Annotated in this window: 22 protein-coding genes; 11 read left to right on the top strand and 11 right to left on the bottom strand. The window is 44.9% G+C overall.

Annotation, left to right across the window (positions count from 1 at the left end; all coding sequences use genetic code 11):
• Positions 1-5: 5 nt before the first annotated feature.
• A complete protein-coding gene (secF, locus tag AC1IR0_RS13170) occupies positions 6-980 on the top strand; it encodes a protein translocase subunit SecF (protein WP_171066787.1) in 975 nt (324 codons plus the stop codon).
• Positions 981-1,004: 24 nt separating this feature from the next.
• Here secF and AC1IR0_RS13165 read toward each other — a convergent pair whose 3' ends face one another.
• The 5 genes from AC1IR0_RS13165 to cysM all read right to left on the bottom strand — a co-directional run bounded on the left by AC1IR0_RS13165 (position 1,005) and on the right by cysM (position 7,292).
• On the bottom strand, positions 1,005-1,688 hold the full coding sequence (locus AC1IR0_RS13165; protein WP_479741462.1) for a hypothetical protein: 684 nt from the start codon (positions 1,686-1,688) through the stop codon (positions 1,005-1,007).
• Between the two features lie 100 nt (positions 1,689-1,788).
• Positions 1,789-4,098 (bottom strand): RelA/SpoT family protein, encoded by a 2,310-nt coding sequence (locus AC1IR0_RS13160; RefSeq protein WP_005106083.1) that lies wholly within the window; start codon positions 4,096-4,098, stop codon positions 1,789-1,791.
• Positions 4,099-4,130: 32 nt separating this feature from the next.
• Positions 4,131-5,519: a 23S rRNA (uracil(1939)-C(5))-methyltransferase RlmD gene (gene rlmD, locus AC1IR0_RS13155; protein ID WP_409666114.1), complete on the bottom strand. Its 1,389-nt coding sequence runs from the start codon at positions 5,517-5,519 to the stop codon at positions 4,131-4,133.
• A 6-nt stretch (positions 5,520-5,525) separates the two neighbouring features.
• The gene (locus AC1IR0_RS13150; RefSeq protein WP_044110575.1) at positions 5,526-6,344 is read right to left on the bottom strand and encodes a 3'-5' exonuclease; all 819 of its coding nucleotides are present in this window, start codon (positions 6,342-6,344) and stop codon (positions 5,526-5,528) included.
• Between the two features lie 18 nt (positions 6,345-6,362).
• Positions 6,363-7,292, bottom strand: coding sequence for a cysteine synthase CysM (gene cysM / locus AC1IR0_RS13145; RefSeq protein WP_005248067.1), 930 nt, complete (start codon positions 7,290-7,292; stop codon positions 6,363-6,365).
• A 362-nt stretch (positions 7,293-7,654) separates the two neighbouring features.
• On the opposite strand from cysM, the gene AC1IR0_RS13140 reads away from it, so the two are divergent.
• The 5 genes from AC1IR0_RS13140 to rsfS all read left to right on the top strand — a co-directional run bounded on the left by AC1IR0_RS13140 (position 7,655) and on the right by rsfS (position 13,584).
• Positions 7,655-10,462 carry a GacS-like sensor histidine kinase gene (locus tag AC1IR0_RS13140; RefSeq protein WP_005106081.1) on the top strand — a complete coding sequence of 936 codons (2,808 nt, stop codon included), beginning with the start codon at positions 7,655-7,657 and terminating at the stop codon, positions 10,460-10,462.
• Positions 10,463-10,569: 107 nt separating this feature from the next.
• The gene (locus AC1IR0_RS13135) at positions 10,570-11,358 is read left to right on the top strand and encodes a crotonase/enoyl-CoA hydratase family protein (RefSeq protein ID WP_004645147.1); all 789 of its coding nucleotides are present in this window, start codon (positions 10,570-10,572) and stop codon (positions 11,356-11,358) included.
• A 36-nt stretch (positions 11,359-11,394) separates the two neighbouring features.
• Positions 11,395-12,264: an NAD(P)-dependent oxidoreductase gene (locus AC1IR0_RS13130; protein WP_409666117.1), complete on the top strand. Its 870-nt coding sequence runs from the start codon at positions 11,395-11,397 to the stop codon at positions 12,262-12,264.
• 39 nt (positions 12,265-12,303) lie between these two features.
• Positions 12,304-13,092, top strand: a complete 789-nt coding sequence (locus AC1IR0_RS13125) for a hydroxypyruvate isomerase family protein (protein WP_312328218.1) — start codon at positions 12,304-12,306, stop codon at positions 13,090-13,092.
• 81 nt (positions 13,093-13,173) lie between these two features.
• The gene (rsfS, locus tag AC1IR0_RS13120) at positions 13,174-13,584 is read left to right on the top strand and encodes a ribosome silencing factor (protein WP_004281644.1); all 411 of its coding nucleotides are present in this window, start codon (positions 13,174-13,176) and stop codon (positions 13,582-13,584) included.
• Positions 13,585-14,143: 559 nt separating this feature from the next.
• Here the strand turns inward: rsfS and AC1IR0_RS13115 are convergent.
• From AC1IR0_RS13115 to AC1IR0_RS13105, 3 genes are read right to left on the bottom strand one after another with little or no spacing between them, the layout of a single operon-like run.
• A complete protein-coding gene (locus AC1IR0_RS13115; RefSeq protein WP_479741461.1) occupies positions 14,144-15,589 on the bottom strand; it encodes an NAD(P)(+) transhydrogenase (Re/Si-specific) subunit beta in 1,446 nt (481 codons plus the stop codon).
• Positions 15,590-15,592: 3 nt separating this feature from the next.
• A complete protein-coding gene (locus AC1IR0_RS13110; protein WP_004281642.1) occupies positions 15,593-15,916 on the bottom strand; it encodes a proton-translocating transhydrogenase family protein in 324 nt (107 codons plus the stop codon).
• Between the two features lie 11 nt (positions 15,917-15,927).
• Positions 15,928-17,055 (bottom strand): Re/Si-specific NAD(P)(+) transhydrogenase subunit alpha, encoded by a 1,128-nt coding sequence (locus AC1IR0_RS13105; RefSeq protein ID WP_005106077.1) that lies wholly within the window; start codon positions 17,053-17,055, stop codon positions 15,928-15,930.
• A gap of 984 nt (positions 17,056-18,039) precedes the next feature.
• Here AC1IR0_RS13105 and AC1IR0_RS13100 point away from each other — a divergent pair.
• Positions 18,040-19,227 (top strand): MFS transporter, encoded by a 1,188-nt coding sequence (locus AC1IR0_RS13100; protein WP_409666439.1) that lies wholly within the window; start codon positions 18,040-18,042, stop codon positions 19,225-19,227.
• 15 nt (positions 19,228-19,242) lie between these two features.
• Here AC1IR0_RS13100 and AC1IR0_RS13095 read toward each other — a convergent pair whose 3' ends face one another.
• Positions 19,243-19,887, bottom strand: a complete 645-nt coding sequence (locus tag AC1IR0_RS13095) for a hypothetical protein (protein WP_004281639.1) — start codon at positions 19,885-19,887, stop codon at positions 19,243-19,245.
• A gap of 515 nt (positions 19,888-20,402) precedes the next feature.
• On the opposite strand from AC1IR0_RS13095, the gene AC1IR0_RS13090 reads away from it, so the two are divergent.
• Together AC1IR0_RS13090 and dusA are read left to right on the top strand one after the other, a co-directional pair.
• Positions 20,403-21,176: a S1 family peptidase gene (locus tag AC1IR0_RS13090; protein WP_409666437.1), complete on the top strand. Its 774-nt coding sequence runs from the start codon at positions 20,403-20,405 to the stop codon at positions 21,174-21,176.
• Between the two features lie 259 nt (positions 21,177-21,435).
• Positions 21,436-22,482, top strand: a complete 1,047-nt coding sequence (gene dusA / locus AC1IR0_RS13085; RefSeq protein ID WP_409666435.1) for a tRNA dihydrouridine(20/20a) synthase DusA — start codon at positions 21,436-21,438, stop codon at positions 22,480-22,482.
• 50 nt (positions 22,483-22,532) lie between these two features.
• Here dusA and AC1IR0_RS13080 read toward each other — a convergent pair whose 3' ends face one another.
• The gene (locus AC1IR0_RS13080; RefSeq protein ID WP_004281611.1) at positions 22,533-23,045 is read right to left on the bottom strand and encodes a hypothetical protein; all 513 of its coding nucleotides are present in this window, start codon (positions 23,043-23,045) and stop codon (positions 22,533-22,535) included.
• A gap of 227 nt (positions 23,046-23,272) precedes the next feature.
• Positions 23,273-24,547, bottom strand: coding sequence for a bifunctional phosphopantothenoylcysteine decarboxylase/phosphopantothenate--cysteine ligase CoaBC (gene coaBC / locus AC1IR0_RS13075; RefSeq protein WP_004281610.1), 1,275 nt, complete (start codon positions 24,545-24,547; stop codon positions 23,273-23,275).
• Positions 24,548-24,660: 113 nt separating this feature from the next.
• On the opposite strand from coaBC, the gene radC reads away from it, so the two are divergent.
• Complete coding sequence (radC, locus tag AC1IR0_RS13070) at positions 24,661-25,362, top strand: RadC family protein (protein WP_005101798.1); 702 nt, start codon at positions 24,661-24,663, stop codon at positions 25,360-25,362.
• A gap of 65 nt (positions 25,363-25,427) precedes the next feature.
• Positions 25,428-26,339, top strand: a complete 912-nt coding sequence (locus tag AC1IR0_RS13065) for a bestrophin family protein (RefSeq protein WP_004281608.1) — start codon at positions 25,428-25,430, stop codon at positions 26,337-26,339.
• Positions 26,340-26,354: the final 15 nt, after the last annotated feature.

The raw sequence follows: 26,354 nt of genomic DNA, 5'->3' as shown, positions 1-26,354 counted from the left end.
GATCACTGATGACTGAAAATACTCAACTGAATCAAAAACAGTACGGTCGCCCGGAAGACGAACGCATTATTCCGTTTATGAAGATTGCGATGCCTGCGGCATTGTTTTCAATTCTCTTAACCGTTGCCAGTATCTTCTTTATTGCCACCAAAGGCCTGAACCTCGGTTTGGACTTTACCGGTGGTGTGGCAGCCGAATTAAACTATACCAATCCGGTCAAACCTGAAGATGTCTCCAAGGCATTGAACCAGGCAGGCTTTAATGATGCTGTGGTTCAGACTTTAGGTTCTGAACGTGACCTGATGGTGCGTATGCCGGTTCAGGAAGATATCGAAGCTGAAGACCTGACCAAAGCTGTTACAGCCGCAGTTCAACTGCCAAATAATGCGGCAGAAGTACCGAAGGTTGATGTCGTCGGTGGACAGGTCGGTAATGAGCTCTATGTCCGTTCTGGCGGTGCTGTGGCACTTGCGCTCCTGCTGATGCTGGTCTATGTCACCATCCGCTTTGAGGTCAAGCTGGCTATGGGTGCAGTATTGTCACTGTTCCATGATATCGTCGTTACCCTCGGGATTTTTGCGATGATGCAGTGGCCATTTGACCTGACTGTACTTGCAGCACTCCTTGCAATCATCGGTTTCTCACTGAACGATAATATCGTGGTCTCTGACCGTATCCGTGAGAACTTCCGTAAGATTCGTGGTGCAGAACCGGTCGAAATCATTAACATTGCCCTGACTGAAACGCTGCGTCGTACCATTCATACCTCTATGACCTTATTGCTGGTGGTGCTTGCCATGATGCTGATGGGCGGCGATGGTCTGAAATGGTTCTCGATCGCGATGTTTGTTGGTGTCTTTGTCGGGACCTATTCGTCCATCTATATCGGTACGGCCTTTGCCTTGTGGCGTGGTCTAAACCGTCAGGACTTTATTGTTCAGGTGAAACCAGAATTTGAAGACGAGAACCAGATTCCATAATCTGTTCTGTTTCATGTTCATCGTTCAGCCCGTCTTATGATGGGCTGAATTATTTCTACCGTTTGAATAGGTAGCAGTGGGAATAATCGAAATGACTGGATGGATTTTCTCAATATCAGTTTTCTGGAAAACCACCTTTCTGCTTTCATCCAGACTTTGAAATTCATAATGATCCTGAGTTTCACTGACCAGTTGCAAAATGAGCTGCAAGCCATTGAGCAGATACACACAGAGTATGCCTGTAGTGGATAACTCGGCCTGTTTGTCACAAACCAGCCACCAGCCCGGTTTTAAGCTGGGAAAATAATACGGCCCTGCTACCCAAATCGCATAATGCTGTGCTTGCAGATGAAAAATATCCTGATTGAATGAGAGCGCTGAATCCAAGGAGATAAGTGCGAATGCCTGCTGTTGCACCACCTGCATTTGCAACAGTACACCTTGCGCTGGAATTGGAGATAATTCAACTTTTGGTTCAGTCGACTGATCTAGAATGAGCACATCTAGACCCAGTTGTTGTTCCAGCTCCCTTGCTGCTTTCTCGCCGATCTGGCGTTTGCTATTCAGCAATTGAGCGATATACGATGCAGACAAGCCGAAATGCTCACAGATCTCTTTGCCGGTTTTAAATTGCTGCGTCTCGATCAGCAGATCAATCACCTTGGCCAGATTATTTCGTCTACGTTCAAATATTTCGGTCGCGCTCATCTTGGTTTTCTGGTCTATTTTTTATGCATGTGATTCAAATACCTTACAATAAAAAAGCCCTCAATTAAATTGCAGGCTTTTTAAACTTACATAAGAGCAATTAAGTGCCCTGTACCAGACGGCGCGCGCTGATAATTCCCGGCTGCTGTTCTAGACGGGCCAATAGCTTGGAAAGTTGTGCCAAACCTTTGACTTCAATCAACAGCTTCATATTGGCAATACCATCCGCTTCCGAAATGGTATTCACCTGGCGGATATTGATCTGATCCGAGAAAATCACTTGCGTCAGATCTTTGAGCAAACCGCGTCGATCATAAGCTTCCACCACAATCTGTACGCTCTGACCGCGAGTCGGCTGCATTTCCCAATCGGCTTCTACCGCACGCTCAGGCTCTTGAGAAATCATACGCACATAGTCCGGACAAGCGACCTTATGAATGCTCACCCCCCGATTCAGAGTGATATAACCTGCAATTGACTCACCATGCACCGGTTGGCAACATTGCGCGACATGCAATTCCACGTTATCCAGACCGTCGATCAGAATCCCGTGCGCTGACAGCGTATGACTGGCACGCGGGTTCAAGGCAGGTTTTAGCACCAGTTCAGGTTCGTCCTGATCCAGATGCATATGGCGGTTCACCTGATTAATCAGAGCATGCAAGCTGATATCGCCATTGACCAGATTCACCAGAATGTCATCACCGGTTTTGACATTGAAGTGGTTGCAATAATCACTCAGATCAATCGATTTCGGATGAATTGCCAGACGTGACAATTCTTTGTTCAGTACTTCACGGCCGACTTCCAGGTTCTTGCTGCGATCCTGTTGACGGAACCAGTGACGCAACTTATCTCGCGCACGGGCAGTCTTGATATAACCCAGCGAATTAACCAGCCAGTCCCGGTTCGGTTCCCGGTCTTTTTTGGTCAGAATTTCAACCTGTTCACCAGTTTTCAGAGTGTAGGTCAGCGGCACATAGCGCTGATTCACCCGTGCGGCATAGCACTTGTTCCCGACCTCGGTATGTACATGATACGCAAAGTCGAGCACGGTCGAATCACGCGGCAGCTCTTTGATATCGCCATCACGGCTAAACACATAGATCTTTTCAAAGCCTTCAAAATCTTGAATATGCTCAAAATTCTCTATTTCATCTTCAGATTCTTTATGTGCACTGCTTTCATTACGTTCTTGATAATGCTCAAGTACCGCACGCAAGGAATGCAGACGATGGTTAAAGGAGCGATCTGTGGTTTTCGCGCCTTCTTTATAATTAAAGTGTGAACACACCCCAAGTTCAGCTTCGTCATGCATTGCATGAGTACGAATCTGCACTTCAAGTGACTTGTTCTCGGCAATCACCGCAGTATGTAAAGAACGATAACCATTGGCTTTGGGATTGGTAATGTAATCATCAAACTGATGCGGAATATGGCGCCAGATCTGATGCACAATACCTAAAGTGTGATAACACTCCGGCACACTTTTCACCAGTACCCGTAGCGCACGAATATCATAGAGCTGGTCAAAGCTCAGGTTCTTGCTTTTCATTTTTCGATAAATCGAATAAATGTGTTTCACCCGGCCATTAATTTCAGCTTCGATGCCATGCTCAGCCAATTCATTGCGTAATTTATCAATCACAAACTGAATATACTGTTCACGCTCCAGACGCTTTTCATTCAGTAAGGAAGCAATTTCTTTATAACGTTCCGGCGCAAGATAACGGAAAGCCAGATCTTCCAGCTCCCACTTCAACTGAGCAATGCCCAAGCGGTGTGCCAGTGGCGAGTAAATGGTCAGAATTTCTCGGGCCACCCGTTCCTGACGCTCACGCGAGGAATTGGCCAGTTCACGCAAGGCATAGGTACGTTCGGCCAGCTTGACCAGAACGACACGTACATCTTCGGTGACCGAGATCAGCATTTTGTAAATGCCAGACAGATGTTCACGCTGGTTATTATTGAAATGATCTTCCAGGCGTTTATTTTTTTCGATCAGCTCAGACAGCTTACCCATGGCAAGCGTACCTTTGACCAGGCTATGCACCTGTTCGCCGAACTGTTCCAATACTTCACTGAGTGGCATGACGCCTTCACGAACAGCACGATACAGCATGGCTGCGGACAAAGTATCTTCATCGACATGCAGATGCGCCAGAATATCCGCCATCTCAATACCAGTATAAAAGGTATTGGAGCGGTGCTGAACCGTACTTTGCAGCTCTCTTTCTAATGTTAAGTGGGCGACTTCTTCGAGCTGCGTTAAAGGTGCGCCATCTAATATGCCACGAACCCGATCCAACCATTCAGTCAGATCCTGGTGTGCTTGTTCGGCATGTTCTACAGTCGTCTCCTGTGACAACTCATTGAGTCGTCCAGGGAGTTGCTCACGTACTGTGACCATACCCGTCTCCTACTTTTAAAAACATCATTTCTTTAATCGTTTATTTGATTTTCTTTTTCGAACAATGCGATTGATTCAACATGTCCAGTATGTGTAAACATATCCATCACGCCCGCTTGGGTGAGACGATAGCCCTGTTGTACCAAGAGTCCTGCATCTCTGGCGAGTGTCGCAGGATTACATGACACATAAACGATTCTTTTAGCTCCAAACTGAGGGATATAATGCATCACTTCTTCTGCCCCGGCACGTGGCGGGTCGATTAATAATGCATCAAAACCTTGATTTGCCCAAGTGTGGTGCGAGAAATCTTTGGTTAAATCTTGTGAATAGAACGATATTTGTGCAATACCATTGTTTTTGGCATTTTCCGCACCACGTCGAACCATTTCATCACTTCCCTCGACCGCAATCACCTGACCCGACGCACCAACACAGCGCGCAAGAGGTAAGGAAAAGTTTCCTAATCCACAAAAGAGATCCAGAACCCGTTCACCCTGTTGCAGTTGTAGCAAATCACATGCCAATCGTACCATTTGCGGATTGATGCTTGAATTTACCTGAGTAAAGTCCAGAGGATTAAAGCCGAATTTCACATCAAAGTCATCAAGACCATAGTGTAAGCGTGCAGATGCTTCTGTATCATCTATTCGCGAAAGCGTTTCTTTGCCGGCAGGCTGCAGATACAGTTGCCAGCCTTTCTGTAACGTAAATTCGCGCAATTGGTTGACATCATCGGCAGATAATTTTGCAGTTTCACGCACCAGCAGCGCAATGTCCTGATCCCCCATGGCCAATTCTATATGACCGATGTCGGCCTTACCATTCAGACCTTGCAGCAATTGTTTAAGACGTGTAACCGAGCCAAACTCGCGATCCAAGATCATACAGCGATCAATCGGTGTCAGTTTGTTGGACTGATTCTCACGAAAACCCACCACCAGCTGATCCTTGGAAGGTAGATAACGCACCCCAATCCGGGCTTTACGGCGATAATCTTCACGTTGTGAACGTAAAGGCGGTAGCCATTGATCAGGCTGGATTCCAGCAAAATGCTGTAGATGCGATTTCAGCACATTCTGTTTCAGTTCAATCTGCGCATCCGCAGCGATATGCTGCATATTACAGCCACCACAGATCCCAAAATGCGGACACACCGGCTTCACGCGAATCTCGGAAGCGTCGCTCAACAATTCAAGACTGTCGGCTTCTTCGAGTTTTTTAACTTCACGGGTAATGCGGGCACGCACGGTTTCACCCGGCAAGGCATAACGGATAAAGACTTTCTTGCCATGTTTATGCTGCGGATGATCCGGATGTGAACCATAATGAGCGATGCCACGTCCCTCATGCGATAGTGACTCAACCTGAAAAATGTACTCGGGTTGCTGGATAGGACGTGCTTGTGCTCGATGTTTCATGAAAACCTAGGGTGTGGAGATGGGAAAATCAAATTGGGTAAATTCAGTTCTTTGCGAAGTCTCACGCCAAACTGATAAAAAGTCCGCATGCTGCGGTTGAGTTTGCAAATATTGAATCGTGCTTTGCAGCAAATGCTGATAATCCGGCAGTAACAGCTGGCCTTTTAACAGCAACCAGCGGATATACACCAACCAGGTATTCAGGACATCACCTTCACAATAAGACGTCAATTCGGTCCATTGCTGATTGCGGACATATTCCGGAACCCGATAGGCTCCGTCACCGCGCTTGCCTGGATAACCCAACAAATGTGCAACATCATCCAGCTTCTGGAAATGACGGGCATGAAACATGGCCATCACATCCATCAGGTCAACATGACGATGATGGTAACGATTCTGGTAGTTATTATAACGCTTTTGCGTATCAATTTCGCCCTGATCGAACAGACTCGGTGCAGAGAGCCCATGATACATGGCGCGGTATAAAATCACTGGTAAATCAAACTGTGAGCCGTTCCAACTCACTAGAGTCGGATGGCGCTTGTCAAAAATCGACAAGAATTTTTTCAAAATTTCTGCTTCAGAATGCTGTTCTCGGCTAAACGAAAACAGCTTCATGCCCTGCTCATCCATCCACAAACCGGAAATACAGACGATTTCATGCAGCGGCAAACGCTGAAAATCCGAGCCTGAATCCTGACGGCGTAATTTGGTCAAGGCCTGATCCAGATCTGCTTCGGGCAGGTCCAGACCAAACAGATGCGCGCCTGATTTGAGATCGGTTTGGGTTTCAATATCGAAAGTTAAAACAGGCAGGCGCATAAAACAGTGCTCAAATAATTATTCAGGATCTTGTACAGAGAATAACCCTGTAGACAAGTAACGGTCACCACGGTCACAGATAATACACACAATCACTGCATCCGGATGTTCTTCCGCCAGTTTAATCGAGGCCCACACTGCCCCACCAGAAGAGGTTCCGGCACTAATGCCTTCTTTCTGTGCCAGCTTACGCATGGTTTTTTCAGCTTCGATTTGTGGAATATCAATAATGCGATCGACTCGGCTGCGGTCGAAAATGGTTGGCAGATATTCTTCTGGCCAGCGACGGATTCCGGCAATGCTTGAACCATCAGATGGCTGTAAACCGACGATCTGAATATCAGGATTCATTTCTTTCAGGTATTTCGACACACCCATGATGGTGCCGGTGGTACCCATAGAACTGACAAAATGGGTAATTTTGCCACCGGTTTGCTGCCAGATTTCTGGACCCGTGGTCAGGTAATGCGCTTCGACATTGTCCGGATTTCCGAACTGATTCAGCACCAGACCCACACCATCATTCTGCATTTGAGCAGCAAGATCACGTGCACCTTCCATGCCCTGCTCTTTGGTTACTTCAATTAGCTCGGCACCATACGCAAGCATCGCGTCCTTACGTTCCTGACTCATATTGTTCGGCATGATCAGCTTCATTTTATAGCCACGCATTGCTGCGACCATCGCCAATGCAATCCCCGTATTTCCGCTCGTTGCCTCAATCAGGGTGTCACCCGGTTTGATCTGCCCACGCTTCTCGGCCTGCATGATCATATTATAGGCCGGACGGTCTTTGACCGAACCTGCTGGGTTATTGCCTTCGAGTTTCGCGAGTACTGTAGCTTGAGTGTGACTTGCCAGACGCTGTAAACGCACCAGCGGCGTTTTGCCTACATAATGGTCTAACAAAAATTCATCTGCTTGAAAATCAGGGATGGTATTACTCATTATTTGCACCTATATCGAGGTGCGGCTATTGTATGAAAAAATGCTTTTCCCTGCACCCATTTAGCAAGGCTTTTTCAGAAAACTCACTAAAACTCACACACTATCAAGCCATAAACTACATTTCCCGATAATTTAGCCAGGTGAAGCAGCTCGCTAATGAAGATGAAAATACTATTTCAGTCTGGCACTTTTACAGATTGAAATTTCGTGCGTCTTAGTCTTGCTGTACCTGAGCAAAATTAACTGAAATCTCTTGTATTTTTAACTGCTAATCCGAAGCTTTATAAAAATTATGCTTAAATTTTAACTGTCGATTTAAAGCATGCTAATATGCCAGGCATAAAGAAAATACTGCTTAAATCATGTCAACGATCAACAAAAAGCTGTTTAAACGCCTACACTTAAATCATGCCTATGGACAGCTGATTGCGCTGATTTTTGTGCCGATTACCATTTTGGCCTGTGTCGGTGCCATGCTGGTGTTGACTGAGACCTCGAATGCCGCACGTGCCCAGCAGAAGCAGATGGCCATTGCGATTCTCACCCGTTTTCAAGGCACCTCAGAATATGCACTGGATATCTTGAATCTGTATCCATGGCAATATGACCAGGCTCACAACGCCATGCAGAACATGCTGAATGAAAAGCATCTGGTTCGGGCAGCAGTTCTGGATGAAAATGGCAAGAACCGTTTGGGCATTGGTTTTCAGGAACAGGCGCCTTGGCCAGAATTTGAGAAAAGCGGCAATTTTGTTGGTCCGATTCTGCATCAAGATAATCATATCTATGCCATTAAAGTGAATGAAAACACTTTTTCTACCGGCTGGCTGGCGATCGAACTGGATAACCAGCCGCTAGCAATTGCCCGTTACCGGGTACTAATCGTACTGATTGCGACCGGATTACTGACCTTATTATTGTTATTACTTTGCTTGAATTTCTACTCACGGCGCTGGATCGCCCCAATGTATGAGATTCGCATGCAATTGCAACGCCTGAATGCCGATACCCTCGGCCAGCATATGGTGATTAACAGCACCGGCGAGCTGCGTTTATTGCAACGTGATATCGCCAATGTGGTGAAACGTTTGCATTTCAGCTTTCTGGAACTGCGTGAACATACCGAACAGACCGAAGACGATTTACGCCGCACCCTCGACACTTTAGAAGTCCAGAATATTACCTATCGTCAGGCACGCGACCAGGCGATCTCGGCCAACCAGGCCAAGTCGGTGTTTCTGGCCAATATTTCCCATGAATTGCGCACCCCGCTGAACAGTATTGATGGTTTTATTCATCTGTTGTTACGTCAGGGCAATCTCAGCAACGAGCAGAGCCTGTATTTGCAGACCATTCGTAAGTCTTCGGCGCATTTGCTGGCACTGATCAATGATGTTCTGGATTTTTCCAAAATTGATGCCGGCAAACTGGAACTGGAAACGGCACCTTTTGATCTGGAAGAAGCGATTTTTGATGTGATGGACATGTTGTCACCTCTGGCAGCACAAAAACATATTGATATGGCCTTCTATTATGCAGATGGTGTGCCAAAACACATTATTGGTGATGCGCTACGATTTAAACAGATTCTGACCAACCTGATTTCCAATGCGATCAAATTCACTCCGGATGGAGAAATCATTGTCCGGGCACGCATGGAACATGATGGAATGGATCAGTGTGTGCTGCATTTTAGTGTACAGGATAGCGGCATTGGCCTGAGTGGTACCGACCGTAAAAAGCTGTTTGAGTCCTTCTCGCAGGGTGATACCTCGGTGACCCGTCAGTTTGGCGGTACCGGTCTTGGTCTGGCAATTTCCAAACAGCTGGTCAGCCTGATGCATGGCCAGATTGGTTTTGAAGACAATCAGGAACGTGCTCCAACCGAAAAAGGCTCTACTTTCTGGTTTACTGCCCAGTTCCTGGTCGATGAAGATACCGTGATTGAGCATCCAGATTTTAGCGAATTGACCGTGGTGTCTTATCTTGCACATCCGGCAACTGCGAATGTGCTGCGGCATTATCTGGAAAATTATCAGGTTAAACATATTGAATGTGCATCAATTCTGGATCTGTTTAGCCGTCTGAATCATTTACAGAATAGCGAAAATACCTGGCTGATCGTCGATCATAGTGGTGACAGTGAAGTCTTGTTACGCGAAATCCGTTCACGTTATCAGGGTCATCTGGCTGTCTATGGTTATCAGATGCAACTGGATCCAAGCATGCTCAATGACCATCGTGCCCGTGCCCTGCATCAGCCACTTAGCCGCAGCGCGCTGATTCAGTTACTCGGCAATCAGCCGGTCTTCGATCAGGAACAGCATGAAGAATTTAATGGTCAAGGCCTGCATATTCTGGCCGTGGATGATCATTTGCCGAACCTGATTGTTCTGGAAGCCCTTCTGGGCGAACTGAATGTCACCACGACCAAAGCCCTCAGCGGACAGGAAGCGATCGATATTATTCAGCGCCGTTATGAACAGGAACAGCCGGCGTTTGATCTGGTCTTTATGGATATCCAGATGCCAGTCATGTCCGGGATCGATACCACCCGTGCTATTCGCTCGCTGGAATCGACTTTTGAAAATCATAGCCGCCTGCCGATTATTGCCCTGACAGCGCATGCGCTTTCTGATGAAAAACATAAACTGCTTCAAAACGGCATGGATGATTATGTCACCAAGCCGATCCAGATTGAGCAGATTATCCAAATTTTGACGCACTGGACCACCGAGCATTTTAAACGGATTCCGGTACTGGAACGTGCCAATGTGATTGATGCACTGGATCCAAATATTCTGGACTGGCAGCAAAGCCTGCAACTGGCAGCCAATAAGGAAGACCTGGCGGTGGACCTGTTACGCATGCTGGTGGACAGCTTTGCGGATGAACTCGATGAAATGCAGCAACTGATTGAACTGGAAGATTTTCCACAACTTGAACATGTGCTGCATCGTCTATATGGCGCGACCCGCTATGTCGGCGCACCGACTTTGCAGAAAGTCACGGGTGGCTTTGAACAGTTCGTTTCAACCTTGCGTAAAGAACGCCGTAAAGCCGATGAAAGCTTTGTCCAGGACGTGCTGAAATATTTTGATGAACTCAAAGCCGTGGTTGAACAGGTTGAACAGGCTGCCCAGCAAATTTTGAAGCAACATTTAAATTAAAGCTTTGAAGCTGCTCAGTCCTTAACTTACTCAAGTGTGACTGGGCTGTCATGCAAGCCCAAAGGCTGCATGCTATGCTCAAGCCAGGAAAAATAAGGAAGAATGCCATGTCACTCGTGCGCTTGGAAAAAAATAACGGCATTGCCACTGTCACACTGAATCGTCCGGATAAACGCAATGCCATGAGCTTTGCCCTGCTGCGCGAACTGGTCGCGACTGCACAAAAAATCAAAAAAGATAAAAGCATCCGTTGTGTGATTTTAACGGGTGAAGCTCAAGTCTTTAGTGCCGGTATTGATCTGGCCGATTTAAATAATCCTAAAAATCGTGCTTATGCTGCCTGGGAGCTGATTCGTCCGGGTCAAAGCCTGTTTCAAAAAGCATTTCTGGTCTGGCAGGAATTGCCAGTCCCGGTGATTGCAGCGATGGAAGGCTTCTGTTTTGGTGCCGGCATGCAGCTTGCTCTGGCCGCAGATATCCGCATTGCCCATCCTGAGACCAAAATGTCAATTATGGAAACCCGTTGGGGACTGGTACCAGACATGGGACTCAGCCGCTCACTGAAAGGCCTGATTGGTATTGATCTGGCAAAAGAGCTGACTTTGACTGCCCGGATTTTTGAGGGCGAATATGCCAAAGAAATCGGTCTGATCACCCATGTCGATGAACAGCCATTGGCGAGAGCACAAGCCTTGGCTGAAGAAATGCTGCAACGTTCTCCAGATGCCCTGATGGCTTCTAAATTTGTACTGGATGCCATGCAGCATCGTCCGAATAAATCCCTGCGTATGGAAAAAATATGGCAGCTGAAATTATTACTGGGTAAAAACAGTCAATTGGCCCGTAAAAAGGACAAAAACCCAGAGGTTCAGTTTGTACCGCGCCAATACAAATAAACCCAGTCTGAATCTAGGAAAGGAATAAACCAAAGCATGCAGTTGAATCGCGATACTAAAATTGCCTTTTTAGGTATAGGGCTGATGGGCACTCGCATGGCCACACGTCTGCTTCAAGCAGGTTTTCAGGTGGCAGTCTGGAACCGTACACCATCTGCCTGTGAGCCCTTGCTGGATCTAGGTGCAACTACGCTATCTTTGGATAAGATTACAGATTACCCGGTGATTCTGACCTGCCTGGCAGATGATCAGGCAGTGCAATCTGTTTTTGCTCAGATCGAACCGTATTTGGTTGCGGAGCAAGTGATTGTGGATTTTTCCAGTCTTTCGGTACAGCAAACTCAAGCACTTGCCGCGCAAGCACAGGCCAAGAAAGTAATCTGGATTGACTCTCCAGTTTCAGGCGGTACCGCCGGAGCTGAACAAGGCAGTCTGGTGATTTTTGCCGGTGGTAATGCCGCGACTATTGAAAATCTTAATCCGATCTATGCAGTACTTTCACAACGCGTGACCCGCATGGGTGATACGGGTACCGGTCAGGCGACTAAAATCTGTAATCAGCTGATTGTGGCTGCCAATAGCACCTTGATCGCAGAAGCGGTCGCCCTTGCTGGACTTGCCGGGGTGGATACACGTTTACTGGCGCCTGCGCTGGCGGGTGGTTTTGCTGACTCCAAGCCTTTTCAGATTCTGGCACCGCGTATGGCCACGCAAACTTTTGAACCGGTGCAATGGAAAGTACAGACCTTATCCAAGGATCTGAATAATGCCGTGCAACTGGCACAAAGCTTTGACCTGGATGTTCCGGTGGCGACTCAAGCTTTAACGCAGTTACATGCTCATCAAGCCCAAGGCTTTGCCGAAGCAGATCTGGCTACTGTAATCCAGCAACTAAAACATTCATAACGCTTGATTGATGCGGCCTTGAATATTGAAGAGAAAGACATGATTAAACTTGCCGTCAACCTGTCGATGATTTTTACCGAAGTGCCGCTGATCGAACGTTTCGCGCTGGCTCGTGCACAGGGCTTTAATCATGTGGAAATCCAGTTTCCTTATGAACTTACGATTGGCCAGATTCAAAACCAGCTCAGCACCCATCAGCTAAACTTGTGCCTGATTAATGTGCCGGCAGGTGATTTAATGCAGGGCGGTCATGGTCTGGCTGGCATTCCAGGACAGGAAATCGAGTTTCGTCATGCGGTTGAGCAGGCCATCCAGTATGCTACCGCATTGAATGTACCTCGGGTGAACATTCTGGCAGGAAAACAGCCTAGGGATTGTGATCTTTTACCCTGCCTGAATACGCTGGCGAGTAACCTAAAAATGGCCTGTTCAATGCTGCTTGAGCATCAAATTGAACCGGTCTTCGAAATGATCAATGGCACCGATATGCCACGTTTTTTGATTCAAAATGTTGCCCAAGCCCAGGAAATGCTGGAAGCGGTACATCATCCGGCCTTAAAAATGCAGTATGACTGTTACCACATGGCAATGATGGGCGAAGATGTCCTGGAAACTTTGCAAGAAAATATTGCCTCGATTGGTCATATCCAGTTTGCGGATTGTCCGGGACGACATCAACCCAATACGGGCTCAATTCGATATCATGATATATTTCAGTGGTTAAAACATAGTCAATATCAAGGTTATGTCGCTGCCGAGTATAAACCCAGCGGACATTCCAACGATTCCTTTGACTGGAAAGCTGAGTTCTTTCCGGAGCATGACTGAGTGGACTGCGGCTTCATTTGAAATTCAGGACTAAAACCGCTATATTAGACCATGCATAATTGTTAGGAAATTACACTCCCCATGAATTTAGAACCATCGCCCAGCGCTTCTAATTCTCACGATCTTACTATGAATTCAAATTCTCAAGCTGTACAGGACTGCTTAAAAGTCGTACATGCTGCACTTGAAGATGTAAAAGCAAAAGAAATTGTTGAGCTTGATGTCAGCGGTATCAGTAATGTGGCTGATGCTATGGTCATTGCAAGCGGTACATCGACACGTCACATCAAATCATTGGCCAATAACGTTGCTGAAGAAGCACGTAAAGCTGGCTTCCGCCCTCTTGGTATTGAAGGCGAACGTGATGCTGAATGGATCCTCATCGACCTTGGTTATGTTGTGGTTCATTGTATGCTTCCAACAGCGCGTAAATTCTATGACCTAGAAAGCTTATGGCGCAATCCTACAGATACTACTGACTCTGTAGCGTAAAAACCGAATATTCAAAAAAGCGACCTGTGTAGGTCGCTTTTTTTATGTGCGTATAAAAAGAATGCGAAATAAAAAACCACCCGAAGGTTAATGCCAGTCAGTTAAGCAATTGACTGGAATTTTCTTTTTAAATTCATGATTATATATGATAGCTGGAAAAGTCATCCGCAACTGTCTGAGGCAGGACTACATTAAAAAATGATTGTTTCTGCGACAAATTTGCTAGTGGATGGTGGCTGACGAGTTTTGCGGATGACAAATGCTTTTGGTTACTTTGGGCGGAACCAAAGTAACAAATGATATTGCAAATATTTGATTTAAAAAGTTAAGACTCTGTCGTGAACGACTGAAAAGTTAAAGAGTCTATTTCTAAATTTCTTAACTGATCAGCATTAACCCGAAGGTGGTTTTTTATTTAATCCTCCCCGACCCTCCTTTTTCAAAGGAGGGAGCCTTTATCAAAAAAGTCCCCCTTTAAAAAAGGAGGACTTACCTGACTAACCAATTTGATTTTGGAAGTTCCCCTCTTTATTAAAGAGGGGTTAGGGGAGATTTTGAATTAGTGACCCGTACCATTAATGGCTTTGGTCATATCCTCCACCACTTTCTTGGCATCACCGAAGATCATCATGGTCTTGTCATTATAGAACAAGTCATTGTCCAGACCTGCATAACCGGTTGCCATAGAACGCTTGATCACCATAATCGTACGTGCCTTATGCGCTTCCAGAATCGGCATGCCATAAATTGGCGAGGTTGGATCATCTTTCGCCGCAGGGTTCACAACGTCGTTCGCACCAATGACCAGCACCACATCTGTTGCCGGGAAGTCCGAGTTGATCTCATCCATTTCCAGAATGTCTTCATACGGTACGTCCGCTTCAGCAAGGAGTACGTTCATATGACCCGGCATACGACCTGCTACAGGGTGAATCGCGAAACGAACCGTTACGCCCTGCTCTTTCAGCAAGTTAGCCAATTCTTTTACCGCATTCTGTGCACGGCCTTGCGCCATACCATAACCCGGTACAATCACCACGCTGTCTGCATTTGACATCAGGAAGCCTGCATCATCTGCCGAGCCAGAACGGTGATTACGTTGAACCTGTTCACCTGCTCCTGCTGTCGGCGCAGCTGCACCGCCCATCGCACCACCAAACAAAACGTTGATGATTGAACGGTTCATCGCTTTACACATGATGTAAGACAGAATGGCACCTGAAGAACCCACCAGCGAACCCGCAACGATCAACATGTTGTTTTCTAGGGTAAAACCAATACCAGCTGCCGCCCAACCCGAGAATGAATTGAGTAGAGATACCACCACTGGCATATCCCCACCACCGACTGGTGCAATCCATACCCAGCCGAATGCCAGCGCAAGGCCTGTCATCGCCCAGAACGATGTCATATTGCCAGTCAGGAAGAAGTGAACACCAAAACCTAACATTGCAATAAAGATGATTGCCTGAACCGGTTTCACCCACGCACCTGAAATGGTTTTCGCCCATTTCTTAGCAGCCAGTTTGCCGTAAGCAAAGACTGAGGCGGTAAAGGTAATCGCACCCACGAAACAGCCCACAAACAGTTCAAATAAATGAACACGACTCATTTCATGAAAATTGACACCATTGGCAGCCAACAGGTCTGGACCTAGTTCAATCAGTTTGTTGTTGTGAATAATGGCAGCGACAGCAATCAGGACCGCAGCCAGACCTACCAATGAGTGCATCAATGCTACAGTTTCAGGCATCTGGGTCATTGGAACTGTACGTGCACGGGCAATCCCCACGATTGCACCCAGCACCATTGCGCCCATGATCATCCAGACCACCGGATTCTCAGCTACAAAGAAGGTAGTCACGACCGCAATGGCCATCGCGATCATCCCGTAACGGTTACCGGCAATCGCAGTTTTAGGACCTGATAAACCACGTAGCGTCAGGATAAAAAGAACGGCACCAATCAGGTAGAACCAATCCGCATATTCTCGAATCATTTCCATGGATTAACCCTCTTTTTTCTTTTGCTTAGGTTTAAACATTTCCAGCATACGTGCAGTCACTGCAAAGCCACCGAAAATATTAATGCTCGCCAGGAATACTGCAATCGCGCCAAGTACGCTCACCACGTTAATGGTCTGGAAATCCACGCTACCTTCAACGCCAATCACCGGCAGGCCAACGGTCTGAATCATTGCACCGACAATAATGATCGATGACAAAGCATTGGTCACCGCCATCAACGGCGTATGTAATGCTGGTGTTACCCCCCACACCACGTAGTAACCTACGAAAATGGCAAGGACAAAAATCGTAATTGTTTCAACCATGAGTCTTCTCCTTAACCACGTTTCAGCAGCACTTGGCCGCCATGAGTGACAAGTAGGGCTTTTTGAATTTCTTCTTCTGGATTCAGGACAAAATTCTTATCCGCATCAAATAGTGTTTCAACGAAGTTAAATACGTTACGAGCGTATAAAGCAGAGGCTTCAGTTGATACAGTCGACGGAATATTTGGAATGCCGAGAATTTTGACGCCATTGTCGGTATGGACTGTTTCACCGCATTTCGAACCTTCGACGTTGCCGCCAGATTCTACTGCCATGTCCAGAATCACTGAACCCGGTTTCATTTTCGCAACTGTTTCAGCACGGATTAAACGCGGTGCATCACGACCCGGTAAAAGCGCTGTGGTAATCACGATGTCAGCATTTGATACCGCTTTATCAACAATTGCAGCCTGATCGCGGATGTATTCTTCACCCGGCATCCAGCCATAACCATTTTTGGCAGCATCAGCCGCTTTTTGCTGCTCTTCAGCAGACATCGGTACGTCTAGCCATTTACCACCTAAAGATTCAACCTGATCTTTGGCAGTTGGACGCAAGTCCGTGGCTTCAACGATGGCACCTAAACGTTTTGCTGTTGCAATCGCTTGCAGACCCGCTACACCGACCCCCATGATCACCACACGAGCCGGTTTAACCGTACCCGCAGCAGTCATCAGCATCGGGAACATGCGCTGGTATTCAGCCGCAGCCAAAAGCACCGACTTGTAACCTGCAAGGTTGGCTTGAGAAGACAAGACATCCATATTCTGCGCACGAGACAAGGTTCGTGGCAAAAGTTCCAATGCAAATGCAGACACGTTTTGTGCCGCGAATTGGTCAAGCTCAGTATTACGGTAAGGATCAAACATTGCCACGATAGTGGTGTTCGGGTTGAGTTTTTGAATTTCCTCACCTTTCGGTGCACGAACTTTTAAAATCAACTGACTGCCGGTGTAGGCATCATCCGTAATTTTGGCACCAACTTGTTCATAGGCACTATCGATATAGGCAGCTTTAACACCTGCACCACGTTCGATAATCACGCTATGTCCTGCGCTGATCAATTTCTTTACTGTCTCTGGCGTCGCAGCGACGCGATTTTCACCGACAACAGTTTCGGCTGGAATTCCGATCTGCATGAGCGTTCCTCAAGCTAATTTTTCTTAAGTAAACATCGTGTAAACGATGCTTCCCCTCAGGATGTGTTCTTGTTGAATTTTTGGATTCTAATCAAACTGTTTGAAATTACCACCTACTATTTATTTAATAAATACCTATATTTTGAACTGATGATTCATAAAAATGATGCTGTGATAGCACATTTATTTAATTCAATGGCTATTCATATTCGATGCTTTTATAAACGATATTCATTCTGCTGAATGAAATATCCAGATTTTTCTGGTGTAAATAAGCGCAGATTTCTGATTTATTTTGTTACATTGATGATTCTGACAATGATTGCTGTATTTCTTGATTCAGAAGTAGATTTTTAATTTCTCTAGTCCCTATAGATAGCGGCACTTTAGCTGTACCGTTTCTTTTGTTTTGACTTTTTTGACAAATTTAGCACTCACGCAAGAACACTGGTTTTAGATGTTAAAATCTTATTTTATGAAATGATAGAATTTGTTTTGAGCAGATCTTCATCAGACAGAATTGATACATCTGACAAAAAAATAATCGTTAAAATTTTATAAGACTCAAGGTTCACACAGCCAGATAAAGGGTAGAAAAAAACCTGGAGGACTATTTATTATATTAATGTTCTGAACTGGATTAAAAATGGAAAATCCCATTTTCGCACCAAATTTGCGCAACAAAATAGAGTAAATATTCCACTTTTTTGGCCTCGGTGCTCCTTTTTTATTGTTTCTAGATCAAGCTGCGCTTTAATGCAGCAACCCCATTATCAAAAGATAAAAAATTCTGCAAACATTCACTCATATTTTCTATTTAAAATTGCACTTCTTTCTTTAAGCTGCCTGAGTTCTGACAATTTTCAATGCTGGCAATATTTCTCTACTTTTAAAGCGAGAACTTCTGGCCTATAGTGCCCTAAATTTGAACATTATTCTTATTCCTCATTTCAATTCTTCCGGTCTGAATACAAGGTTAGCCCTATGCACACGCCTCTCGATATTAGTCAAAATAAGCCCTTATTATGGCTGATGGCGATTGCATGCGGTTTATGTGCCGGCGCTAACTATTATTGCCAGCCGCTGATTTCATCGATTCAGCAGTATTATCAGGTACCTGAATCACAAGTGGCGCTTACTGTCACTTTTGCTCAAATCTCTTATGCCCTGGGCCTGCTTTTTATTGTGCCTTTAGGGGACATGCTGAATAAAACCAAACTGATCCCTTTCCTCATGCTGGGTGCAGCAGCAGGTTTATTTATTTGTGCCAGTGCAGTGAATCTGCCAATGCTCTGGGTCGGCACTATCATTGCCGGACTGTTTTCCGTAGCTGCACAGATTCTGATTCCCTTGGCCACCATGGCGGTCAAACCGGAAAAAACTGGAGAAGTGGTGGGCTTCCTGATGAGCGGATTACTGGTTGGCATTCTACTTTCGACCAGTATTGCCGGATTACTTTCCGACCTGTTTCACTGGAAAATGATTTATATCCTCAGTGGCATAAGCATGTTGGCCTTAAGTTTTTATTTGAGAGGAAAACTACCGAGCCTGCCACGTCTGAGAATCAGCTATACAGCGATTTTTAAATCTATGGGGATATTACTCAAGCAGGAACCACGACTGGTTTTGCGTTCACTTACAGGCGCCTGTGCTTTTGCTGCCATGAGTATGTTGTTCTCCACCATAGCTCTACTGTTGACGCAGGAACCTTTTCAGCTTTCTGATGTCATGGTCGGACTGGTCACGCTGGTGGGTGTATTTGGCGCACTTTCTACACAGTTCATTGGTAAATGGGCCGATCGTGGCCATATCAAAACACTGAGCTGGATCGGCTGCTCTATCCTGATAGGAAGCTGGCTGTTTTTATATTTTGGTGCAGTATCTTTGCTCAGTTATATTCTGGGTTATGGACTGATAAATCTTGGGCTCGCAATTACGCACAGCTGTAACCAGAACGTAATTTTCCGCCTGCGCCCGGATGCCAAATCACGGGTCAATTCACTGTATATGACCTTGTATTTTATTGGCGGTGCCTGTGGTTCAGCCTTAGGGGTTTATGCCTGGCATCACGGTGGCTGGAGCATGACCTGTCTGGCAGGACTTGGGCTAGCTTTGTGTGCTACCTTATTTGCCCTGCTGGATCAATGGTATCAGGCCCGGACAACTGCATAAGTATTTTGACTATATTTAGCTGACTTGCGCCGCCGGATAATAAGGCTTATTCAGATCAAGAGTTTGTGAATTTTCCAATAAAATACAGATAAAAATCGGCAATAAGGCTGCCAGAATCCGGCAGCTTTCCTCTAATGATTTATAATTCAGCGAGCTGTGATACGTGGCGCCACCCTGCATTATCTGATGGTGCAAGGTAGATAAACGCTGAAATATTCCAGCTAAAATTTCAACAGAATTTCGTTCTTTTAAAGCATTCTCTATATTCTGTTTCTGTGTTTCCAAGTCAACCTGACAGCTTTCCAGGCTAATTTTCTGATGACGATAATCCCAAAAGCTTTGTTCCACATAGGGATTGGCCAAGAGTGAGCAGATCGGCTGGCTGTATTTTTCCCAAAGAATATGATTAATTTTCTGATCCAGATCCTTTTGGCAGAGTGTTTCCAAAAACTGCTGCAGCTTGCTTTGATCTTGAACCAGATCACTCTCATCTGCATAAATCGCCTGAAAGCTGATCCACAGGCTGATAAACTTAAAATCCAGATCCTGATCCAGATCTAGCGATTTTTTAAACCAGCCTAAGCCCCGATGAATTCTTAAATTAAAATGTGCCGAATTTTGTGCTTTATGGCTTTTATAAATTTCCTCCAATAACAACATGATTATTCTCCTTATTTCTAAAATTTTTATCTTCATCTTTCTCCTATCAAAATATACCATTCCAACCTGACTGGGAATTCCAATTTTATTTCTTGTTTCATTCCCTGGATTTACCGGGCTAGCTCAAGTTCGCCGAGTAGTTTTTCTGATTTTATGCTAGTATTACGCCCTCTTTTTGCGACGTCAGCCGATCCAGTTTAAGCCAAAAACCAATAGCTGAGTGATCGCATGAATTGCTTCTTCTTTCTTCCATTTCGTTAAGGCGTGATTTTGAATGACTGATCTGACCACCATTGAAAATAAACTTCAACCACGAATCAGTGTTGCGCCGATGATGGACGGGATGACATTAAAAAATAAATAATTATTTTCAAAAACTTAGATAAAAACAAGAAAGCCATGGTGCAAAAAAACGATAAAAAAAAGATGCTTAATTAACCACCAATATCTGATATGATCTTTGATTCAACCAAACAATTTAATTAAATAAATTCAAATGATTACATGGGAAAAATATGAAATTTAACTCTATTAAAGATCAACTATATTACTCAACAGTTATGATCGAATGCTTAGGTGATAATACTGCCGGTACAGCATTTTTTCTTTCCAAAAAATTTGGTGATCTTTCCAGAATTTATTTAGTTACAAACAAGCATGTTGTCCAAAATAAGACTAAGTGTAGGATTCAATTTCACAGAGCCGACAACTTAAAAGGTGAAAATCGTATAGGTGATTTCATTTATTCATTTTCTGATGAAGAGTGGGCTAATGGGTGGAAATTTCATAACGATGAAAATGTTGATTTAGCTGTTTTCAATTTGACAGATGTTATGGCAAAAATTTATGAACAAGGAGATTTCATTTTTGCACGTTATCTATCAACAGATATGATTCAGTCTAAAGAGGAAATCTCAAACGTAATAGCTATGGAAAAGGTTTTTTTTGTAGGTTATCCAAATGCATTTAAAGATACATTGAATAATTTACCTATTGCTCGGAGTGGATATTTAGCTACACCTCTCTATGTAGATTTTGAGGGGAATGAAGCATTTTTACTTGATGCAAGTATTTTTGAGGGCTCTAGCGGAAGTCCAATTTGTGTTGTAAACGAAAATTTTGAAACCTACTGTGATACTGAAGGTAACGCAAGAGTGAATGCTAGAATTATATTAGCTGGTGTTAATTCATCAACTTTTAGACGCAATCCTGATAAACAATATCTCAATATTGGTTATGCATGGAAAGCTCACAAAATTTTAGAAATTATGGATCAAAACTCAATTTAAAGAATTCTCTTAAAATACAAATTGATCAAAATTAGTATGTAATCTAGTCTAAAGAGATACATATCTTTAGACTATTTTTTTACTTTAATAATGAGAATATTACTTACAACTCTTAAATCAAAAATTGCTTTGATAAGCTTATTCATATAAATTTGCACCCTCTCCTAAACATACTCTCAAGGTGCAAATATGGTGCACCAAATGCGAGAATATGCACCAATATGATTAAATAATCATCTATATCAAGGTCTTAAGTGAAATGAGTGCTTCTGAAAATCTTTTTTTAAATCAAAAAGATGAATCAAATCAAATGGTTAAAAGGATTTCCGTCGCACCTATGATGGATTGGACCACCAAAGACTATCGTTTCTTTGCGCGTCTGTTTAACCCGAATGTGATTATGTACACCGAAATGGTTACTACGGGTGCAATCATTTACGGTGATGCCAAACGTCATTTGGACTTTAATACGCAAGAACAGCCAATCGTGTTGCAACTCGGCGGCTCGAATCCAAAAGATCTCGCCACTTGTACCAAGATGGCGCAGGACTGGGGCTATAACGAAGTCAATTTAAATGTAGGTTGCCCAAGTGACCGGGTACAAAATAATAAAATTGGTGCCTGTCTGATGGCGGAGCCTGATCTAGTCGCAGAGTGTATTGCTGAAATGCGTCACGTGGTGGATATTCCAGTAACCGTAAAACACCGGATCGGAATTGATGATATGCACTCTTATGAAGAGATGCTGCATTTTGTCGACACCGTGGCCAAAACTGGCTGCAATAATTTTATCGTGCATGCGCGGATTGCCTTATTAAAAGGTCTATCACCTAAAGAAAACCGCGACGTGCCACCCCTACGTTATGAAGATGTCTATCGTTTAAAACAGGAGCGTCCTGATCTGCTGATCGAGATCAACGGCGGAATTAAAACCCATGCCGAAACGCTGGAACATCTCAAACATGTGGATGGGGTGATGATTGGCCGCGAAGCCTATCATAATCCTTACTTACTGGCTGAACTGGGCCAACTGTGGAATCTGGATGCACCAGACCGTTTTGACATCATGCAACAGATGCTACCTTATATTGCTCATCGCATCGCCGAAGGTGCACCTTTATCCATTATTACCCGTCATATTTTGGGACTATTCCAGAACTTGCCGGGTGCACGTAAATGGCGTCAGGCTTTAAGCGGTGGTAATGCCAAAACCTTGAAAGATGTAGAAACTGCACTCTTTAATATTCAGGAAGCGATGCAGCGTACCGAAGATTATGTTCGAGAACATCAACAAGTTGAATCCTAAACACAAAAAGCACCGATCATCGGTGCTTTTTTATAGAGATTGCGCATGAGTTATTGCGTATACGCCGTAATATTACCCACCGGAATCGGCTCTTCTTGATAAGAAACATCTTGTAATGCGGGTTCAGCCACTGGTGTAATCAGAGAGCCGGAGACATTCTGGTTCGGTTCATCTACAGGTTCTAGATCATCCAAGGCTGAGGCCAGTTGCTGTAATTCTCGATCCAGTTGCTGACGATATTTTTCAATTTCAATTTCATCAATAAAAGCAAAAGCATCATCTTCAATCGACCAACTATACCCCCCATCCACCTTAAAGACTTTTACATGAATGGGATATTCCTCGCCCTGATAATTCAGATGAGAAATGGCCTGAAACTCATTCCCCTGACGCTGGACAATTTTGACCTTTTTCACGGTAAAACGATAGTGTTGATAATCTCGATTGGAATTAAATTCACGTTGCATCTGCGTTTGAATATTTCTGGCCAGTTCATCCATCGAGACAAAATAACTGCATCCAGCCAGACAGGCAACCATCCATAACATCATGATTTTTTTCATAGCGCCCCCTCTTTTTTCTTTCCACTTCCTGCTTATAGCTGATATATGCAGTATTTTTATCTTTGCTTATTCTGTGATCCATTTTATGCTTTTTTGCAAAAACAATAAACAAACAGCGCTTCGATTAAGATTAAATATTTATGGTTTCTATAGTTTTTTTGAATTAATGATAAAAAATTAGCCATAAAAAACCCTGATGAATTCAGGGTTTTTCGATACAGATCGTTTTAAAAATCATCATCACTAGATGGATCACGATGCAGGGCATCATGAATAGCTTCGATCAACTGCTGGGCAATCTCCTGCTTGGAGGCTTTTTCCAGATCACGTTTGTCTAGCTGATAATGCTCGGCAAAGAATACTGTCATGGCATTTTCATCCGAAGCAAATCCGATATCTGCACGTGATACATCATTGCAGGCAATCATATCCAGCTTTTTCGCGACCAGCTTTCCGGCAGCATATTCTTCAATATTGCGGGTTTCTGCAGCAAAGCCAACCATAAATGGACGTTTTTCCTGCTGGGCAATGGTGGCGACAATATCCGGATTTTTCACCAAGGCGACATTCAGTTCATCACCGGCTTTCTTGATTTTATGCTCGGCTACTTCTGCCACACGATAATCGGCTACTGCAGCTGTCGCAATAAAGATATCGCAACCATTTTCCAGCATTTGCATGCTTTCATTCAGCATTTGCACGGCAGAAGAAACATTCTTACGTTTCACGCCATTTGGAGTGTCCAGACTGACCGGCCCTGCAATCAGGGTCACATTGGCTCCGGCTGCATAACAGGCTGCAGCAAGTGCAAAGCCCATTTTCCCGGTACTGTGATTGGAAATATAACGCACCGGATCAATCGCTTCGCGGGTCGGGCCTGCGGTAATCGTGACTTGTTTACCCGCAAGCAGGCCAAATTTTTCCGCAATCGCACGTTGAGCTTTGTGAAAATATTCAGTCACCTGTCGGGCTAAATCTTCCGGCTCAGGCATCCGGCCCAAACCTACATCACCACAAGCCTGTGATCCCGCGTCCGGCATGATCACATGCACACCATCTTCGATCAGTGTCGCAAGATTGCGCTGCGTTGCTTTCGCCGCCCACATTTGCTGGTTCATGGCAGGCGCCACCCAGACGGGTGCTTTCGTCGCCAGATATAAAGTACTTAAGAGATCATCAGCCAGACCTGCGGCAAATTTTGCCAAGGTATCACAGCTGGCCGGCGCTACCAGCAACAGATCTGCCCAACGTGCCAGCTCGATATGGCCCATGCCGGCTTCTGCTTCAGTATCCAGCAATTCGGTATGTACGGGATTGCCCGATAAGGCTTGAAAGGTTAAAGGTGTAATAAAAGCCTGTGCACCGTGAGTCATGACGACCCGCACATCAAATCCGGCATCTTTTAGACGGCGGACCAGAATTGCACTTTTATAGGCAGCAATACCGCCAGTGACGGCCAAAATGATATTTTTATGAGGAATTACACTTAGATCAAAGCTCACGAACAGATTACCTTGCTGTTGCAGTGGGGCTCACAATAGCATTAAATAATCGCATCCCCAAGAGATCAGCTTGCGGGAAAACTGATAATTCATAATAAATAAGTCTAATAACTATGCAATTTTCTATTAAAAACTGGCCGGAACAAGAACGGCCGCGAGAACGCTTAATTCAATATGGCGCAGAAAGTCTGTCCGATGCCGAGCTACTGGCTATTTTTCTACGCTCCGGTTCCCAGCAACATTCGGCAGTTGATCTGGCGCGTTTGCTGATTCAGCATTTTGGTCATTTGACTGCGTTGCTCGATGCACCTTTACAGGAAGTCAGCCAGTTTCATGGCATGGGCATCAGTAAATATACTCAACTGATGGCCGTCAAGGAACTCGGACGGCGTTACATAGCCGAGCACCTGAAACAGGATGCACTGGAACTTACCAATTCCAAGCGGCTGAGAGATTACTTACGTTTTGAACTGCTCGGTGAAACTCAGGAAGTGTTTGCCGTGCTGTGTCTGGATGCCAGTTTAAGAAAAATTGCCTTTAAAAAACTGTTTTATGGCTCCATCAATGCATGTGATATTTCCATTAATCAATTGCTACGTTATGCGATTAGCCAACAGGCGACCTCAATTGTCATTGCACATAATCATCCGCTGGGCCGGCCCTCTCCCTCCAAGGCTGACCTAGTGTTAACCCGTCAGATTCAACAGGCCTGCCAGCTAGTGGATATCCATCTGATTGACCATTGCATCATCGCCTTGGAAGGCAGCTTTTCCTTTGCTGAGCAGCAACTCATCAAACCGGAAATGCAGTATTGAATAGCACTTGACAAAGCAGGCACAACTCCACAAGATCATGAAAAAAATTGTGATGATTCCAATAAATGATCGTACGTGACCAGCCGACTGTTTTTAAACTGCTGTTTTCTTGGCGGGGGACGATTTTACCTAAAGTTTTGCCACCTTTAGGCGTAGTGATGCTGATGTCAGCCATCATCGGTGGCTTGTCACATATTGGTTATTTTCATTTTCCAGAATTACCCCTGGTCGGCTTTACCCTGATTGGAGTGGTACTGTCGATCTTTCTCGGATTTAAGAACTCGGCCTGTTATGACCGCTGGTGGGAAGCGCGCAAACTTTGGGGCATTTTGATTGCCAATTCACGTCATTTTGACCGTGATTGCCGGATGCTGTCTCAAGGTCGCCGTGAACGTGTAATTCAGCATGTGATTGTCTTTGCCAATGTCCTCCGTGACCGGCTACGCCATCAGACAGCCAATCCGACGGAACTTGTGGAAACCAGCGGCATGAGCCAGCAGGCTGTGACCCAGCTCTATCAGCAGGCCAATGCGCCGCAATATACCTTAAGCCTGATTCAATGGGAGTTAATGCAGGCGCTCAAAGAAGGTGAAATCTCCGACATCATCTATATGCAGATGAATAATCATGTAGCAGAACTAAGTATTGTCCAGACTGGTTGTGACCGGATTGCAACAACGCCTTTGCCTTTTGCCTATTCGGTCTTGCTCAATCGTACCGTCTATTTTTTCTGTTTTATTTTACCTTTTAGTTTAGGTTCAACGCTTGGTCTGTTTACGCCTTTGCTGGTCGGAATTTTGGCTTATACCTTTTTAGGATTAGATGCGCTAAGTTCAGAAATTGAAGAGCCTTTTGGTACTCAGAGTAATGACTTGCCGCTGGACTCGATGGTACGTACGATTGAAATTGAACTGTTAGGAACGTTGGGTAAACCAACGCCACCACCGATTCAGGCCAAAGATCATAATTTGCTATAATTTATAATTCTTTCC

It is taken from the genome of Acinetobacter sp. 129952, assembly GCF_056642055.1.
This window is presented reverse-complemented; position numbering and strand designations above follow the sequence as displayed.

Coding starts and splice junctions, on each gene's coding strand:
- AC1IR0_RS13165 (WP_479741462.1), bottom strand. CDS start 1,688: ATGAGCGCGACCGAAATATTTGAACGTAGACGAAATAATCTGGCCAAG.
- AC1IR0_RS13160 (WP_005106083.1), bottom strand. CDS start 4,098: ATGGTCACAGTACGTGAGCAACTCCCTGGACGACTCAATGAGTTGTCA.
- rlmD (WP_409666114.1), bottom strand. CDS start 5,519: ATGAAACATCGAGCACAAGCACGTCCTATCCAGCAACCCGAGTACATT.
- AC1IR0_RS13150 (WP_044110575.1), bottom strand. CDS start 6,344: ATGCGCCTGCCTGTTTTAACTTTCGATATTGAAACCCAAACCGATCTC.
- cysM (WP_005248067.1), bottom strand. CDS start 7,292: ATGAGTAATACCATCCCTGATTTTCAAGCAGATGAATTTTTGTTAGAC.
- AC1IR0_RS13140 (WP_005106081.1), top strand. CDS start 7,655: ATGTCAACGATCAACAAAAAGCTGTTTAAACGCCTACACTTAAATCAT.
- AC1IR0_RS13135 (WP_004645147.1), top strand. CDS start 10,570: ATGTCACTCGTGCGCTTGGAAAAAAATAACGGCATTGCCACTGTCACA.
- AC1IR0_RS13130 (WP_409666117.1), top strand. CDS start 11,395: ATGCAGTTGAATCGCGATACTAAAATTGCCTTTTTAGGTATAGGGCTG.
- AC1IR0_RS13125 (WP_312328218.1), top strand. CDS start 12,304: ATGATTAAACTTGCCGTCAACCTGTCGATGATTTTTACCGAAGTGCCG.
- rsfS (WP_004281644.1), top strand. CDS start 13,174: ATGAATTTAGAACCATCGCCCAGCGCTTCTAATTCTCACGATCTTACT.
- AC1IR0_RS13115 (WP_479741461.1), bottom strand. CDS start 15,589: ATGGAAATGATTCGAGAATATGCGGATTGGTTCTACCTGATTGGTGCC.
- AC1IR0_RS13110 (WP_004281642.1), bottom strand. CDS start 15,916: ATGGTTGAAACAATTACGATTTTTGTCCTTGCCATTTTCGTAGGTTAC.
- AC1IR0_RS13105 (WP_005106077.1), bottom strand. CDS start 17,055: ATGCAGATCGGAATTCCAGCCGAAACTGTTGTCGGTGAAAATCGCGTC.
- AC1IR0_RS13100 (WP_409666439.1), top strand. CDS start 18,040: ATGCACACGCCTCTCGATATTAGTCAAAATAAGCCCTTATTATGGCTG.
- AC1IR0_RS13095 (WP_004281639.1), bottom strand. CDS start 19,887: ATGTTGTTATTGGAGGAAATTTATAAAAGCCATAAAGCACAAAATTCG.
- AC1IR0_RS13090 (WP_409666437.1), top strand. CDS start 20,403: ATGAAATTTAACTCTATTAAAGATCAACTATATTACTCAACAGTTATG.
- dusA (WP_409666435.1), top strand. CDS start 21,436: ATGAGTGCTTCTGAAAATCTTTTTTTAAATCAAAAAGATGAATCAAAT.
- AC1IR0_RS13080 (WP_004281611.1), bottom strand. CDS start 23,045: ATGAAAAAAATCATGATGTTATGGATGGTTGCCTGTCTGGCTGGATGC.
- radC (WP_005101798.1), top strand. CDS start 24,661: ATGCAATTTTCTATTAAAAACTGGCCGGAACAAGAACGGCCGCGAGAA.
- AC1IR0_RS13065 (WP_004281608.1), top strand. CDS start 25,428: ATGATCGTACGTGACCAGCCGACTGTTTTTAAACTGCTGTTTTCTTGG.